Raw genomic sequence first — 14919 nt, 5'->3', positions numbered from 1 at the left:
GCTCAGGCCCCCTTCAGACCGATGCCGAGGTAGTCGAACTCGAAGCCGTGCTCGGCGTATCCGCGTACCTTGCGCGAGATGCCGACGAGCCGGTCGGCGAACATCGGGGTCATCGCCCCGCCCTTCTCCATGACGAAGGTCTGCGCCTCGCCGTACAGTTCGCGCCGCCTCTCGTCGTCGGTCTCCTGCCGGGCCCGGTCGAGCAGCGCGTCGAAGTTCTTGTCCGACCATGCGGTCTCGTTGTACGAGGAACCGCCGCGGAAGACCTGGGTGAAGAGCTGGTCGACGGGTCTGCCGGTGTACCAGTAGGTGGCCATGAGCGGCTTCTTCATCCAGATCTGCGTGTAGTACGAGTCCGCCGAGGCCGTCTTCACCCGGATCCGGATCCCGGCCCGCTTGGCCGAGTCCTGGTAGGCGAGGGCCATGGGCGTGAAGACCGGGTCGTACGAGGACGTGTAGAGGTCGACGGTGAGGCCCTCGTGGCCTGCCTTCTTCAGCAGGTGCCGGGCCTGTTCCGGGTCGTGCTTGGGGTGCGCGGTGATGTGGGCGGGGTCGCTCGGCGGCACGGGGTTGTCCCAGCCGGCCGTGCCCGCGCCCTGCAGCGCGACCTTCACGACGTGCTCGGGGTCGTAGGCGAGCTTCATCGCCTGCCGGACACGCACGTCGGTGAAGGGCTTCTCCGTCGTCAGCATCGGCAGCACGTACCACTGGGCGTTCTCGACGCGGGCGATCGTGGCGCGGTCGGAGGCGGCGACGACACGGGCGGTGGCGAAGTCCAGGTTGGTCTGCGAGAGGAGGTCGACCTGCCCGGCGAGCAGGGCGTTCGAGCGGGCCGACATGTCGGCGACGGAGTAGAAGTCGATGGCGTCCAGGACCGGGCGGCCCGCCCAGTGGTCCTCGTACGCGGTGATCCGCCCCGGGCCGGCGGGGGTGAACGACTCCAGTTTGAAGGGGCCGGTGCCGACGCCCGTGCGGCCGATGCCGCGGGCACTGCCGTCGGGGATGACGTAGCAGTTGTAGTGCGTGAGGAGGCTCGGGAACTCCGCGTTGGGGGTCTTGAGCGGCACGACGAGTGTGCGGGCGTCGGGCGTGCGCAGCTTCCCGGGGTCGATGAGCGGGGCGAGGACGGCCGCCTGCGGGGACGCGGTCTCCTTGGCGAGGATGTGGCGCAGTGTGTACGCGGCGTCGGCGGAGGTGAGTTTCCGGCCGTCGTGGAAGGTGACGCCCGCGCGGAGGCGGAAGGTCCAGGTGCGGGCCTTGGCGTCCGGTTCCCAGGACTCGGCGAGGTCGGGGACCAGGTCGCCGTTGGCGCCGACACGGACCAGGCGGTTGTAGAGGGCGCCCAGGTACTCGTACGCGGACAGGGCGCTCGCCGGGTCGAGGGTCTCGGCGTCGGAGGCGGGCGGCCGGGCGATGCGGAGGGTGCCGCCGCGGTCGGGGGTGCCCCCCTTCGCGTCCGTGGGCAGCGCGGGAGCCGCCGAGGCCCCCGTACAGCCCGTGAGCAGCCAGGACGCACCGAGCGACGCGGCGCCCGCCGTGGCCGCGGCGAGGACGGAGCGCCGTCCTGGGTGGTGGATGTCGGGCATGGACCGACCGTCCTTCTCGCTATTCGTTCAGTGGAACGATTGAGTGAAGTGCGTGAACGATAACCAGCCAACGGCTCCGCGCCAACCCTCGGAACCCGGAAATTAACCGGGGAAACCGAGCCGTTACGCGGCCCGGGGAAGATCGGACCCGCCGGGTGTAGGCGATCGGGGCAAGGGAAGAAAGCGCTTGCCACATCCGCCACTCCCTGGGGAGGGAAGGCCACCATGGCCTCGTGGGAGAAACCGCTCGACCACCGCTACCGCGGCGAGCACCCCGTCCGCACCCTCGTCTACCTGTTCCGCGCCGACCGCTGGAAGGTCGCCGCCGCGTTCGCCGTCTTCACGGTCAAACACAGCCCGATCTGGCTGCTGCCGCTGGTCACCGCGTCCATCATCGACACGGTCGTCCAGCACGGACCGGTCGGCCGGCTGTGGCTGAGCGCCGGATTCATCCTCTTCATCCTGCTGATCAACATGCCCCTGCATCTGCTGTACGTGCGCCTGCTGTACGGCAGCGTGCGCCGCATGGGCACGGCCCTCAGGTCCTCCCTGTGCACGCGCATGCAGCAGCTCTCCATCGGCTACCACTCACGCGTCAGCGCGGGCGTCCTGCAGGTCAAGGTCGTGCGGGACGTGGAGACGGTCGAGCAGATGGTGCAGCAGACCGCCGAGACCGGGCTCGGTGCCGTCACCGTGCTCGCGGGCGGGCTCGTCATCATCGCGATCCGCACCCCCGAGTTCGTGCCCGTCTTCCTCCTCGTGGTCCCCGTGGCCGCGCTGCTCGTCGCGCGGCTGCGGACCCGGCTGCGCACGCACAACGAGGACTTCCGCCACGAGGTCGAGCATCTGTCCTCCCGGGTGACCGAGATGACCCGGCTGATCCCTGTCACGCGCGCCCACGGTCTGGAGGGCAAGGCCCTGCGGCGCATGGACGGCACGCTGCGGAAGGTGCTCAACTCCGGGTTGCGCCTGGACCTGCTCAACGGGCGCTTCGCCTCGCTGGCCTGGGTGTTCCTGAACGTGATCGGGGTGCTCTTCCTGACCGCGGCGGCGCTGGTCTCGTACTACGGCGTCTGGGGTGTCTCGGCCGGTGACGTCGTCATGCTCAGCGCGTTCCTCACCACGCTGACCAACTCCACGACCACCCTGGCGGGCCTCGCTCCGGTCATCACCAAGGGCCTGGAGTCCGTACGGTCCGTCGGCGAGGTGCTCCAGGCACCCGAGCTGGAGGACAACGAGGGCAAGGAGCGACTCGACTCGCTGCGCGGTGCCGTGGAGTTCGAGGGCGTGGGCTATGCGTACGAGGACGCCGGCCGCCCTGCCGTACGGGACTTCGGCCTCTCCGTCGCGCCGGGCGAGACCATCGCGCTCGTCGGTGCCTCGGGGGCCGGGAAGTCCACGGTGCTCAGTCTCGTCATCGGGTTCATCCGGCCGACCTCGGGCCGGGTGCTGCTGGACGGGGCCGACATGAACACGCTGGACCTGCGGACGTACCGGCGCTTCGTGTCCGTCGTGCCGCAGGAGTCGATCCTGTTCGACGGGACCGTGCGGGAGAACGTCGCGTACGGCATGGACGACGCGGACGCCGACGAGGCGACCGTGCGTGCGGCACTGCGGGACGCCAACGCGCTGGAGTTCGTCGACCGGCTGCCACGCGGGCTCGACACCGTGGTGGGCGAGCACGGGGCGCGGCTCTCGGGCGGACAGCGCCAGCGGCTGGCCATCGCGCGGGCCCTCATCCGCAATCCGCGGGTACTCATCCTGGACGAGGCGACGTCCGCGCTGGACACACGGTCGGAGGCGCTCGTCCAGCAGGCCCTGGCCCGGCTCATGCGTGGGCGCACCACCTTCGTGGTGGCGCACCGGCTGTCCACGATCCGGGGTGCGGACCGGATCGTGGTGATGGGGGACGGTGCCGTACGGGAGATCGGGTCGCACGAGGAGTTGCTGGAGCGCGGAGGTGCGTACACCGCGCTGCACAGCGGCCAGCTCGCCTGAGCCGGTGGGTCACGAAGACTCACCCGGGCCCGGTGGGACGCGGGACCCCACCGGGCCGGTGGGTCGTATGGCCTCACCTGGGCCGGTGGAGTGGGTCTCCGCACCTGGGCCGGTGGGGCAGGAAGTGGCCGGCCGCCTCACTCGCCCGCGTAGGCCTTCTCCAGCTCGGCGACGTCGATCTTGTGCATCTTGAGCATGGCCTGCATGGCCCGATCCGCCTTCTGCTGGTCCGGGTCGCTGATCATCTCGACCAGCCTGGTGGGGGTGACCTGCCAGGACACGCCGAACCTGTCCTTCAGCCAGCCGCAGGGGCCCTCCTCGCCGCCGCCCTCGGTGAGCGCGTTCCAGTAGAAGTCCACCTCCGCCTGGTCGTCACAGCGGACCTCGAAGGAGATGGCCTCGGTGAACTTGAACTGCGGGCCGCCGTTGAGGGCATAGAACTTCTGGCCGTTGGCCTCGAACTCGACGGTCAGTACGGTTCCGGGCTCGCCGTGCCCCACCTCGCTGTAGCGGAGGATCGTGCCGATGCGGGAGTTCTTGAAGACCGAGACGTAGAAGTTCGCGGCCTCCTCGGCCTGGCCGTCGAACCAAAGGCACGTGGTGAATCCGTCGGTGGTCATGGGTACCTCCTGGAGCGGTGAACGCTGTCTCTTCTGTAGACGGATCCTCGTGCGAAAACTCATCGGTGGCCCGGAAAGCGGGCTGGGCGGGTGACGGCGGGGGCTTGAAGCCCGGGCGTCACGACGAGGGCTGGGGCGGCCGGGGCGGCGGCCGGCTGGCCAGACTGGCTGGCCGGCTGGCCAGACTGGCTGGTCGGCTGGTCGGCCGGAGTGGCGGCCGGGGCGGCGGCACCGGCCGGACGGTCGGCCTCTGCCGTGGCGAGGGTGGCCGTCCGGGAAGGCATGATCAACGGGTCCCTCGGAAGACACGGGGCGTTCGAGGCCGCCGCCGGGGCCACCCGAAGGCGCAGGCGGCTCTGGCAGGTGAAATCCGGGGTGGCGGCGGCACGGGTAGGACCTGGAGGCCGGCCCGCTCGGCGAACCCGACGGTCTCCCCTCATGACCGCCCGACCACCCGGTGACCACGGCTTTTATTCGCGCGACCGGATGCCGGTGCCGAACTAGCATGGCCCGCCATGACCTCCCCGCACGACGACACGATCCGCCCTTTCGTCCTCGGCATCCCCCAGTCCGACCTCGACGATCTGAACGCACGCCTCGACCTCACCCGCTGGCCGGACGAACTGCCGGGCGTGGGCTGGGAGTACGGCGTCCCGCGCGACTATCTGAAGGAGCTCGTGCGGTACTGGCGGCACACGTACGACTGGCGGGCGGCCGAGGCCCGGCTGAACGAGTGGCCCCAGTTCACGACGACGATCGACGGCGCGAATGTCCACTTCGCGCACATCCGCTCACCCGAACCGGACGCGACGCCGCTGATCATCACCCACGGCTGGCCGGGCTCGATCGTGGAGTTCCTCGATGTGGTCGGGCCGCTGACCGATCCGCGTGCCCACGGCGGTGACCCGGCCGACGCGTTCCACGTGGTGCTGCCGAGCATTCCCGGGTTCGGTCTGTCGGGGCCCACGCGGGACACGGGCTGGGAGCTCAGGCGGGTCGGCGCCGCGTTCGCCGAGCTGATGGACCGGCTCGGCTACCCGCGCTTCGGGGCGCAGGGCGGCGACTGGGGAGCGGGGATCTCCCGTGAGCTCGGCCGCGCCTTCCCCGACCGGATGATCGGCGTCCATCTGAACCTCCTGCCGGGCGCCCACGCGAGCGCCGAGCCGATCCCCGAGGAACTGGCCGCGCTGAGCCCGCCGGAGCGTGAGAGGACGCTCGCCTCGTGGCGGCGCAACGAGGAGTGGACCCGCGAGCGACTGGGGTACGCCACCGTTCAGATGACCCGCCCGCAGACCCTCTCCTACGGGCTCACCGACTCGCCCGTCGGCCAACTCGCCTGGATCGTCGAGAAGTTCGAGGAGTGGACGGACTCGCACGACCGTCCCGAGGACGCCGTGGACCGGGACCAGCTGCTCACGAACGTGATGCTGTACTGGCTGACGGGGACGGCGGGTTCGTCCGCGCGGATCTACTACGAGCGGGCGCACGCGGCCGGCTGGGGCGAGCCCGTGCAGCCGTCGACGGCACCCACCGCGCTCGCCGTCTTCCCATGGGACAACTTCATCCCGCTGCGGCACGTCGCGGACCGTACGGAGAACATCGTGCGGTGGACGGAGTTCGACCGGGGCGGGCACTTCGCGGCGATGGAGGAGCCGGATCTGCTCGTCGGGGATGTCCGGGCGTTCTTCCGTGAGCTGCGGCAGAACCGAAGTGACGGCGGCGACCGGAGCGTTCGGGTCGGCGGCGGCGCCGCATGACCCGTTCACTGCGTGGCATCTTCGACGAGGACGCCGAGCTGTACGACCGGGCGCGGCCCTCCTATCCACCAGCCCTGGTCAGGGCGTTTGACGCCCGCGTGGGCCTCGACGCGAACAGCCGGGTCCTGGAATTCGGCCCCGGTACCGGCCAATTGACGGTCCCGATCGCCGAGTTGGGCTGTCGCATCACCGCCGTGGAACTGGGCCCGTCGATGGCGGCGGTGGCGCGGCGCAACCTGCGGGCCTTCCCGCGGGCGCGCGTCGAGGTGGCAGAGTTCGAGCAATGGCCGCTGCCCCGGGAGCCGTTCGACCTGATGGTGGCCGCGACGTCGTTCCACTGGCTCGACCCCGCGACGCGCCTCACCAAGGTGGCGGACGCACTTCGCCCGGACGGAACCCTCGCTCTCGTCACCACGCACCACACGGCGGGCGGCAGCCGCGACTTCTTCGTCGAGGTCCAGGACTGCTACGAGCGCTGGGATCCGGCCACACCGCCCGGCCTGCGGCAGTCGACCGACGCCGAAACAGCCACGGACACAACGGACTTGGAGGCGTTCGGCCAGGTCGAGTCACTCCGGTTCCCGCAGGAGATCACGTACACCGCCCAGACGTACATCGACCTCCTGCTCACGTACTCGAACCACCGCGCGCTCGAACCGGCCGCCCGCAAGGGCCTGTTGGACGGCATCCGTGAGCTGATCGACACCCGCCACGGAGGCAGCGTCACGAAGCGGTACCTGCACGAGCTGATCCTGGTGCGGCGGGGTGGGGGCTCCTGACAGACGCCATCACGTACACCATCACCGCCCCTTCATTTCCGCTCGCCCCGCGGATGTTGAACACCAGGGGCCGCCTTGCCGTCGCCCGTGGAAACTCCCGTACAACCCTTGCGCCCCATCCGGTGTCAAACAGTGCGCCGGACAAGGAACGGGCCCTTTCCGGACACCCCCGCGCTGCCCGGTCGTCCTTTTCGTCAGGAGCCGAATCATGCGCAAGAACCGTTCCGCCGCTCTGGCCGCGGCGTCATTTCTTCTCGTGGCCGGTCTGGGGATCGCCGCCGCCCCGTCCGCGTACGCCGGAACGCCGGGTGGTACGCGCGCCGATGACCGGAACAGCGACTTCAACGGTGACGGGTACGAGGACGTGCTGGTGGGTGCGCCCGGGGCGACCGTCAGTGGCAAGAAGGGTGCCGGTCTCGTGACCGTGCAGTACGGCTCGTCGAGGGGCATCGGGACGAGCGATGTGGCGCGGTTCAGCCAGTCCACGGGCGGTGTCGCGGGCGCCGCCGAGGCGGGGGACGCGTTCGGCAAGGCGGTCGCGACCGGTGACCTGGACGGTGACGGGTACGACGACGCCGTCGTCGGCATCCCCGGCGAGGACCTCGGGACCGTCGCCGACGCGGGTGGCGTGGCGATCCTGTGGGGCTCGAAGGCGGGGCTCACCGGCGCCGCCAGCGACTGGCTGGAGACTCAGGAGCCCACCGCGGGCGAGCAGTTCGGCGTCGGGCTCGCCGCGGCGCACTTCACGGACGAGACGCCGGGCGACCTGCTCGCCGTACTCGACCACGACGACCTGGAGCTGTTCGCCTACGACTCCGCGGCACCCAGCTCGCTCAAGGAGCAGTCGTCGACCCGGCTCTCCGCACGGGCCGAGCAGCGCCACATCCTGCCCAAGTCGCTGACCACGGGCGACTACGACAACAACGGCTACGCCGACCTGGTGGTCTCGGGGGTGACGATCGGCGGAGAGGAGCCCGGTCACGGCTGGTCCACGTACCTGTCCGGAAACGCCGACGGGCTGAAGTACGAGCGGGATCTGCGCGGCGGCCCGGTCACTGCGTCCGGGGACATCAACAACGACGGCTACGACGACCTGGTGACCGGCGAGCCGAACTCCCCCGACGACGGCGGCGAGACCCTCACCGGCGGGCTGGTCGGCGTGCGCTACGGCGGCGAGAACGGCCCCGCGGACGAGGTCCAGTGGTGGACGCAGGACTCCCCCGGCGTCCCCGGCACCGCCGAGCGCGGCGACGGCTGGGGCACGGACCTCTCGGTCGCGGACACGGACGGCGACGGGTACGCGGACGTGGCGATCGGCGCCTCCGGCGAGGACATCGGCACGGTCGCCGACGCGGGCGCGGTGTGGGTGCTGCGCGGCGCGTCCGCCGGACTGACCGCGACGGGCGCCAAGTCCTGGGACCAGGACTCCGCAGACGTGCCCGGCGTCCCCGAGAAGGGCGACAAGTGGGGCGGCCAGGTCCGTCTCACCGACCCCAACAGGGACGGCCGCTTCGGACTGCTGGCCTCGGCGCCCGGCGAGAACGCCGGCGACGGGTTCGTCTGGGTGCTCTCGGCCGGCGCGGGCGGTATCACGGCCACGGGCTCGTGGACGTACGGCGCCGAAACCCTCGGCGCCCCCTACCTGGGCGCGGCCTTCGGCGCGGCGATCGACGAGTAGGCCGCCGGAGCGGACCGGCGCTCAGAGCCCCGGGGCGGTCGCGGCCGACTCCGGGGCGCTGTTGCTGGCGGCCGACTCCGTCGTGGTGTCGGCCGACTCCGAGTCGGAGGTCTCCGCCGACGGGGGCTCGGACGAGGGCGACTCGGTCTCCGGGGACGGTGACGAGGGTGTCGCCGAGGACGTCTCCGGGCAGGGGCTCGCCGAGCCGCCCGGAGGCGCGGTCTCACCGGGAGGCACGGACACGCACGGCGAGGCGGAACTCGGCGACAGCGAACTGTCGGACGGAGAGGGCCGGTCCGTCGGCGGATCCGTCTTCTGGTCCTTGTCCCCGGTGTCGCCCTTGTGCCGCTTGAACCAGTCGCCGCTGTCCGGGTCGTAGATCACGAAGATGTTGATGACCTGGGTCGCGGGCGCGACGACCACGACGTTCGACGCCCGGTACGACGGCCAGGAGTCGCCGGTCTGCTTCGGCGTGGACTTCAGCGCGACCGGCGGCGTCAGCGGGTTGCCGCAGGCGCACCGCACCCTGGGCACACCGCGGTCGTCGACGAGGACGGCGGTGCCGGTCTGCAGGACCGCCTGGTAGCTGGTGGCCTTGCCGTCGCGGTAGCCGTGGTTGGTGACGCGGGTGTCCATCCGCAGCTGTACGGGCGTGAGCGAGCGCAGATACGCGGGCACGCCGGACGGCTGGAGGCCCAGGACCGAGGCGAACGCCTTGTTCTTGGCCGGGGTCTTCTGGAGTGCGGAGATCTGCTTCTCGACGTCGCAGCTGGCCACCTTTTGCGTACCGCCGTAGAGGCCGGGCGCCGAACCCTCCACGCCGCGCGTGACGTTGCCGGACTCGGCAGTCTCCGTCGGCGACGGTGTCACGGGCGGGGCGGAGCTCTTCTCCGCGGTCGACTCGGTGAACGGGTCGGGGCCCGACTTGCCCGCGGCCTGGAGGAAGACCTCGCCGCCGCCCGCACCCGAGGTGCCACCGTCCGAACGGGTGAAGACGACGACCAGCGTGACGGCTACGACGATCGTGGCGGCGATGACGGCGACGCGCGGGGCCGACTGCCACCAGGCCCGGTCGGACCCCTTTCCGGGGCCCTGACCCGGCCCGCCCGGACCGGACGGGCCTCCCGAATCACCTGGACCGCCTGGACCGTCACCGGGCGGACCCGACGGACCTGAGGGACCCGACGGCCCGGAAGGACCACCACCCGATCCGCCACCCGATCCGCCGCCCGAAGGACCCGACGGCCCCGAGGGGCCCTGGTCTCCCGGAGGTGGCGGCGTGGGGCTCGGCTGGGTCGGCCCCGACAAGGGGCCGGAGGGCGGTCCTGTGGGGCGGCCGGACGACGGCGGTTCGACGCTCACGAGCTCTTCTTCCCGGCGTAGGGATCCCGCGACGCTTCTTACGTTTTGCGTCGCTTTCTTTCACTTTCTTCCACAACAAGCCCATTGTGTGCTCCTGTCCCGTACCCCCCGCAAGCCGACGCGGTCGGCCCTCTCGGCGGGCGCACTGCCGAAGGCCTGCTTAGCGTGGGCAGGGTGAGCCTCCAGACAGCGCCCGACCAGGCAGTGGCCCGCCACGGCTGGATCCACGCCCTGGTGACGGTCCTGGCCGGGCTGATCGCCATGATCGTGGTCGCCGCGCTCGGCCTGTGGGCGGCCGGCGCCGCCGACCTGCCGGACGGCGCGTTCCCCCGGGTCGTCGCTGCCACCGTGGTGGTGGCGGTCGGCGGCTCGATCGAACTCACCGGAGACGCCGGAGCGATCGCCGAGACCAAGGCGGGGATGTCGGTCACTCCCCTGTCGGTCACCCTCGCCGGCGTACTGGTCGTCGCCGCCGGGTTCCTCCGGCCACTGCGGCACCGGGCCGTCGCGGGCGCCCCCGAACTGGCCGGCTGGGCCGCCAGGATCGCCGTCCTGTGGCTCCTCGCGCTGACAGGTCTGGCGCTGTCGGCCCGTCAGACCTTCGCGATCTCGCTCGGCGAGGGCACGCTCTCCGACATCGGTGACATCTTCGGGGCCTCGTCGCCCCGGGTCGGCTTCAAGGCCGACGTGCCCGTGACGCTGGCCTTCGGCCTGCTGTGGCTGGCGGGCGTCCTCGTGATCGCGCTGCTCGTCTCGCCCAGGGCCCCGCTCCCTCCCCGGCTGCTGCGATTTCAGGAGTCGGTACGGCCGGCCGCGTACGCCATGGTGGTGCTGCTCCTCGCCTTCGTCGCCCTGGGCGTGGTGGTCGCGCTGGTGGTGGCGGTGACGCGCGGTCGTGCGCCGGAGACGCTCGCCGTGGTCCTTCTCGGGCTGCCGAACCTCGTCTGGCTGGTCTTCACGATCGGTCTCGGCGCCTCCTGGGAGGGGCGTGTGGAGGGGCCGTTCGGGCTGCCGATGCCGCAGGTGCTGGACAGCGTGCTGCGGACGCCCGACATCTCGACCCTCAACCTGCGCACGCTCTCCGAACAGGACGGCAGGGTGTGGTGGCTCGTGGTCGTCGACGCCGTGCTGCTGCTGGCCGTCGCGTTCCTGATGGCCAAACGCTCACCGGCCCGGACACGGGCCTGGCAGCACGCCGTGCACATGGCGGTGGCGCTCGCCCTCACGGTGCTCACGGTCTGCCTCGTCGGCCGGATCGACGCGCACTACGGCTTGTCGCTGCTCGGCATCGGCGACGTCGGCGGCGGCCTGTCCGGTGAACTCTTCCTGCGGCCCCAGCTGTGGGGAGCGATCGGCTTCGCCCTCCTCTGGGGCCTGGTCACGGGCTTCGCGGGCGCACTGCTCGCCTCGCGCGTACGCCACCGCGGCGAGGTGGAGAACCCGAAGGCCTGATGTCAGTGGGGCGTACTACGGTACGCACCCATGATCGAACCAGACTTCCTGCGCACCACCCGAACGGCCTACGACTCCATGGCCGCCCTCTATGCCGAACACTTCGCCAACGGTCTGGAGGACCATCCGCTGGACCGGGCCATGCTCATCGCGTTCGCCGACCTCGTACGGGCGAACGAGGGTGGTCCGGTCGCCGATCTCGGCTGCGGGCCGGGCCATGTGACCGGGTTGCTCCACTCGTTCGGCCTGGACGCGTCCGGCGTCGACCTCTCGCCGGAGATGATCGCGATCGCCCGGGCGGCTCATCCGGAGCTGCGGTTCGAGGTGGGTTCGATGACCGCCCTGGACCTGGCGGACGACAGCCTCGGTGGTGTTCTGGCCCGCTACTCGATCATCCACACCCCACCGGAGCAACTGCCGCGGGTGTTCGCCGAGTTCCACCGGGTCCTCGCGCCCGGCGGTCACCTGCTGCTCGCCTTCCAGGCCCACGACGACCCCTCGGAGCTCGCGGAGTCCTTCGACCACAAGGTGGCGCTCGCCTACCACTGGTCCCCCGACCGCGTCGCCGACCTGCTGAGCAAGACGGGCTTCACCGAGACGGCCCGCCTACGGCAGACAGCCCCGCCGGAGGCGGAACGCCAGTTCCCGCAGGCTCACTTGCTGTTCAGCAAGGTCTGACATCGGTGCCCCGTCAGGGGCGCGGCGAACTGCGCGACCAGCCCACCACAACCCGCACGCCCCCCGGTCCAGGCAGGCCCTCACCCCGCCGACCCGGGAAACACGGGCCGAGCCCACCCCGGCGGCTCAGGCGGCGGCCCCGGACGCCGAGGCCCGTCCTGGGCACGCATATCCACCTGCGTGGGCGCATGTCCGGCGGCCACCACGCCCGTCGCAGCCGCACGCAACGCGGTGACAAAGGCAAGGCACGACTCGTACCGGTCGTCGGGACTCTTGGCGAGGGCCTTCGCCAGGACCTCGTCGACCGCCTCGGCGAGTTCGGGCCGCTGCGAGGTCAGCGTGGGCGGCTGGTCGTACTGGTGGGCCCACAACAGCGCCATGTCGTCGTCCCGTTGGAAGGGCGGACGGCCCGTCAGGGTCTCGTGGACCACGCAGGCGAGGCTGTAGACGTCACAGCGGCCGTCGACAGGACGTCCGGAGATCTGCTCGGGTGCCACATAGTCGAGCGTGCCGACGAACTGGCCGACGCTCGTGAACCCGGTCAGGGACAGCGACTTCTTGGTGAGGCCGAAGTCGGTGAGGTAGACGTGCTCGGGATGGTCGCTGTCCGTGCCCGCCGCGACCAGGATGTTGCCCGGTTTGACGTCCCGGTGGACCAGGCCGTGGTCGTGGGCGGCGTCGAGCGCGGACGCCACCTGGATGGCGATACGGGTGGCGTCCGCGATCGCCAACGGGCCCTCGCGGTCCAGGAGATGGCGCAGGTCGCGACCGGCGACGTACCGCATGGCGATGTAGAGGACGCCGTCGGTCTCGCCCGCCTCGAAGACCGGCACGATGTGCGGGTGGTCGATCGCGGCGGCCACCCGTGACTCGTGCGTGAAGCGTTTGCGGAAGGTGTCGTTGCGGGCCAGTTCCGGGGCGAGCAGTTTCAGGGCGACCGTGCGGTCCAGGCGCAGGTCCTTGGCGCGGTAGACGACGGCCATGCCGCCGCGGCCGACCTCGCGCTCGATCCGGTAGCCGGCGATCTGCTTGCCGATCAGGTCGGAGGGCCGCCCCGAGTACAGGCTCGTGTCGTGCGGCATCAGCCGTCACCGTCGCCCGTGACGAACCGGGTGGGCGCGTGGCCGCGGTCTTCCCCGGGCTCGGGCGGCTCCGGACCTGCATCCCCCACGACCTGCGTCGGTTCCGGATCCGTGTTGCCCACGACCCGTGTCGGTTCCGGACCCGTGTCGCCCACGGCCTTCGTCGGTTCCGGCCCGATGCCCGGCACGACCTGAGTGGGCTCGGGGTCAACCGACGCGGGCGGCTCGGGGCGGGCCGCGGCGGGCGGCTCGGGTGCGGCCTCGCCATGGGGCGCCGGTCCGTCCTCGACCGGCTTCGGAGTCGCGTACGTGCTCAGCCGGTTGCCGTCGCAGTACACCCACCGCTCGTGCTCGGCCTCGTACAGCCACACGGCCTCGCCGTCGACGACGATCCCGACCTTCATGCCCAGCGTACGGCCGTGGAACTCCTCCCCGTCGAGGCGTCCGGCCGCCAGTTCCTCGACCGTCTGCCGGTAGCGGCCGACCGTCTCCTCGACGCGGGCGAGCAGGGGGCGCGGGTCTGCGGTACGGGCCAGGGGCTGTCCGGCGGCGGGCGGTTCCTGCGGTACGGCGAGCAGCAGGCGGCCGTCGACCCACGCCGACCAGCCGTTGGCGCACAGGACGTGCCCCCAGTCACCGCGCCGCTCGACGAGACGGACCGGCAGGAGGGCGTCGAGCGGCACGGTGGGCCTGGTCGGGTCCGGGGCCTCCCAGGCCGGCAGGCCGTCCTGCGGGACCACGTGGGTGGGGCGGAAGTCCTCGGTCGTCGTCATCGCGCCTGCTTCCTGCGGGCTACTTCCGCATGACTTCGGGTTCGTGCCGCCTCAGCAGCCGGGCGACCAGATAGCCGAAGAGGGCCGAGAGGACGACGAGCATGCCCATGTTGAGCAGCCACACGCCCACCGAGTGCTTGAACAGCGGGTCGGCGGTCAGGTCGCCCGGGACGAGGCGGGCCAGGCCGATGGTGCCCGCCATGGCACCGAGCGCCCACCGGGACGGCACCAGCCAGGACAGCTGCTCGATGCCCGGGACGCCGTCGAGCTTCAGCAGCGCGCCGCAGAACACGACCTGGACGATGGCGAGGAGCACGAGCAGGGGCATCGTGACCTCCTCCTTGCGCACCATCGCGGAGACGAGGAGGCCGAGCATCATCGCGGTGAAGGAGAGCAGGGCGACGGCGACCGTGATCTCGACGAGGGGGGACATGAGCACGCCCTCGCCGCCGGGCGCGTTCAGGTCGACGCCGAGCAGTGCCACCAGGGTCAGGACGACGGCCTGGAGGACGGTGATCGTGCCGAGGACGACGACCTTGGACATCAGGTACGCCGATCTGGACAGGCCGACGGCCCGTTCTCGCTGGTAGATCACCCGTTCCTTGACCAGTTCGCGTACGGCGTTGGCCGCGCCGGTGAGGACTCCGCCGACGCAGAGGATGAGCAGCGCGTTCATCGCCGTCTCCTGCGTCAGCTTGCTGCCGGCCAGGGCCCTGGCCATGGCGCCCATGACGAACGGCAGGGCGATCATGATGGCGAGGAACGTCCGGTCGGCGCTGAGCGCCGCCGCGTACCGGCGCACGAGCGTGCCCAGCTGGGAGCCCCAGCTCTGCGCCTTGGGCGGGCGGGCGACCGTGCCCGGTGTCGGAGCGGCCTGGCCCATGTGCGGCTGGGCGGTGGAGTTGACGATGTACTGCCGGTGCTGGAGCGACGCCAGGTAGTCGCCGGCCCAGTCACGTTCGCGATCCCGCTCGAAGGCCTCGAACGCCTCGGGCCACTGTTCGTAGCCGAAGAAGGCGAGGGTCTCGTCGGGCGGCCCGTAGTAGGCGACCTTGCCGCCGGGAGCGAGGACGAGCAGCCGGTCGCAGACGTCGAGGCTGAGGACACTGTGGGTGACCACGATGACGGTCCGCCCGTCGTCGGCGAGGCCGCGC

12 protein-coding genes are annotated in these 14919 nt (G+C 71.2%); 6 read left to right on the top strand and 6 right to left on the bottom strand.

Going from position 1 to position 14919, the window contains the following annotated elements:
- Positions 1–2: 2 nt before the first annotated feature.
- A complete protein-coding gene (locus tag AOK17_RS06480) occupies positions 3–1586 on the bottom strand; it encodes an ABC transporter substrate-binding protein (protein ID WP_055611344.1) in 1584 nt (527 codons plus the stop codon).
- A 225-nt stretch (positions 1587–1811) separates the two neighbouring features.
- Between AOK17_RS06480 and AOK17_RS06475 the strand changes: the two genes are divergently transcribed.
- Entirely contained in the window at positions 1812–3584 is a 1773-nt protein-coding gene (locus tag AOK17_RS06475) for an ABC transporter ATP-binding protein (RefSeq protein WP_055611343.1), read from the top strand.
- A 137-nt stretch (positions 3585–3721) separates the two neighbouring features.
- On the opposite strand, the gene AOK17_RS06470 is transcribed toward AOK17_RS06475, so the two are convergent.
- Positions 3722–4204 (bottom strand): VOC family protein, encoded by a 483-nt coding sequence (locus AOK17_RS06470; protein ID WP_055611342.1) that lies wholly within the window; start codon positions 4202–4204, stop codon positions 3722–3724.
- Positions 4205–4719: 515 nt separating this feature from the next.
- Here AOK17_RS06470 and AOK17_RS06465 point away from each other — a divergent pair.
- The 3 genes from AOK17_RS06465 to AOK17_RS06455 all read left to right on the top strand — a co-directional run bounded on the left by AOK17_RS06465 (position 4720) and on the right by AOK17_RS06455 (position 8418).
- Positions 4720–5961 carry an epoxide hydrolase family protein gene (locus tag AOK17_RS06465; RefSeq protein ID WP_055611341.1) on the top strand — a complete coding sequence of 414 codons (1242 nt, stop codon included), beginning with the start codon at positions 4720–4722 and terminating at the stop codon, positions 5959–5961.
- Entirely contained in the window at positions 5958–6740 is a 783-nt protein-coding gene (locus tag AOK17_RS06460) for a class I SAM-dependent methyltransferase (RefSeq protein WP_055611340.1), read from the top strand. Before AOK17_RS06465 ends, AOK17_RS06460 begins: the two co-directional genes overlap by 4 nt.
- Before the next feature lie 208 nt (positions 6741–6948).
- A complete protein-coding gene (locus tag AOK17_RS06455; RefSeq protein ID WP_055611339.1) occupies positions 6949–8418 on the top strand; it encodes an FG-GAP-like repeat-containing protein in 1470 nt (489 codons plus the stop codon).
- 21 nt (positions 8419–8439) lie between these two features.
- On the opposite strand, the gene AOK17_RS06450 is transcribed toward AOK17_RS06455, so the two are convergent.
- On the bottom strand, positions 8440–9780 hold the full coding sequence (locus AOK17_RS06450) for a DUF6777 domain-containing protein (RefSeq protein WP_079052829.1): 1341 nt from the start codon (positions 9778–9780) through the stop codon (positions 8440–8442).
- Positions 9781–9954: 174 nt separating this feature from the next.
- Between AOK17_RS06450 and AOK17_RS06445 the strand changes: the two genes are divergently transcribed.
- Positions 9955–11232 (top strand): streptophobe family protein, encoded by a 1278-nt coding sequence (locus tag AOK17_RS06445; protein ID WP_055611406.1) that lies wholly within the window; start codon positions 9955–9957, stop codon positions 11230–11232.
- Positions 11233–11262: 30 nt separating this feature from the next.
- Entirely contained in the window at positions 11263–11910 is a 648-nt protein-coding gene (locus AOK17_RS06440) for a class I SAM-dependent methyltransferase (RefSeq protein ID WP_055611338.1), read from the top strand.
- Between the two features lie 80 nt (positions 11911–11990).
- Here AOK17_RS06440 and AOK17_RS06435 read toward each other — a convergent pair whose 3' ends face one another.
- The 3 genes from AOK17_RS06435 to AOK17_RS06425 form a co-directional block, all read right to left on the bottom strand.
- A complete protein-coding gene (locus AOK17_RS06435; protein WP_055611337.1) occupies positions 11991–12992 on the bottom strand; it encodes a serine/threonine-protein kinase in 1002 nt (333 codons plus the stop codon).
- Positions 12992–13765, bottom strand: coding sequence for a hypothetical protein (locus AOK17_RS06430; protein ID WP_055611336.1), 774 nt, complete (start codon positions 13763–13765; stop codon positions 12992–12994). The genes AOK17_RS06435 and AOK17_RS06430 overlap by 1 nt, the downstream gene beginning before the upstream one ends.
- A 19-nt stretch (positions 13766–13784) precedes the next feature.
- On the bottom strand, positions 13785–14919 hold a 1135-nt coding region (locus AOK17_RS06425; protein ID WP_157881275.1), incomplete at its 5' end, for an ABC transporter permease.

This window comes from Streptomyces phaeochromogenes, assembly GCF_001418655.1.
In the GTDB taxonomy this organism is placed as follows: domain Bacteria; phylum Actinomycetota; class Actinomycetes; order Streptomycetales; family Streptomycetaceae; genus Streptomyces; species Streptomyces phaeochromogenes.
This window is presented reverse-complemented; position numbering and strand designations above follow the sequence as displayed.

Coding starts and splice junctions, on each gene's coding strand:
- AOK17_RS06480 (WP_055611344.1), bottom strand. CDS start 1,586: ATGCCCGACATCCACCACCCAGGACGGCGCTCCGTCCTCGCCGCGGCC.
- AOK17_RS06475 (WP_055611343.1), top strand. CDS start 1,812: ATGGCCTCGTGGGAGAAACCGCTCGACCACCGCTACCGCGGCGAGCAC.
- AOK17_RS06470 (WP_055611342.1), bottom strand. CDS start 4,204: ATGACCACCGACGGATTCACCACGTGCCTTTGGTTCGACGGCCAGGCC.
- AOK17_RS06465 (WP_055611341.1), top strand. CDS start 4,720: ATGACCTCCCCGCACGACGACACGATCCGCCCTTTCGTCCTCGGCATC.
- AOK17_RS06460 (WP_055611340.1), top strand. CDS start 5,958: ATGACCCGTTCACTGCGTGGCATCTTCGACGAGGACGCCGAGCTGTAC.
- AOK17_RS06455 (WP_055611339.1), top strand. CDS start 6,949: ATGCGCAAGAACCGTTCCGCCGCTCTGGCCGCGGCGTCATTTCTTCTC.
- AOK17_RS06440 (WP_055611338.1), top strand. CDS start 11,263: ATGATCGAACCAGACTTCCTGCGCACCACCCGAACGGCCTACGACTCC.
- AOK17_RS06435 (WP_055611337.1), bottom strand. CDS start 12,992: ATGCCGCACGACACGAGCCTGTACTCGGGGCGGCCCTCCGACCTGATC.
- AOK17_RS06430 (WP_055611336.1), bottom strand. CDS start 13,765: ATGACGACGACCGAGGACTTCCGCCCCACCCACGTGGTCCCGCAGGAC.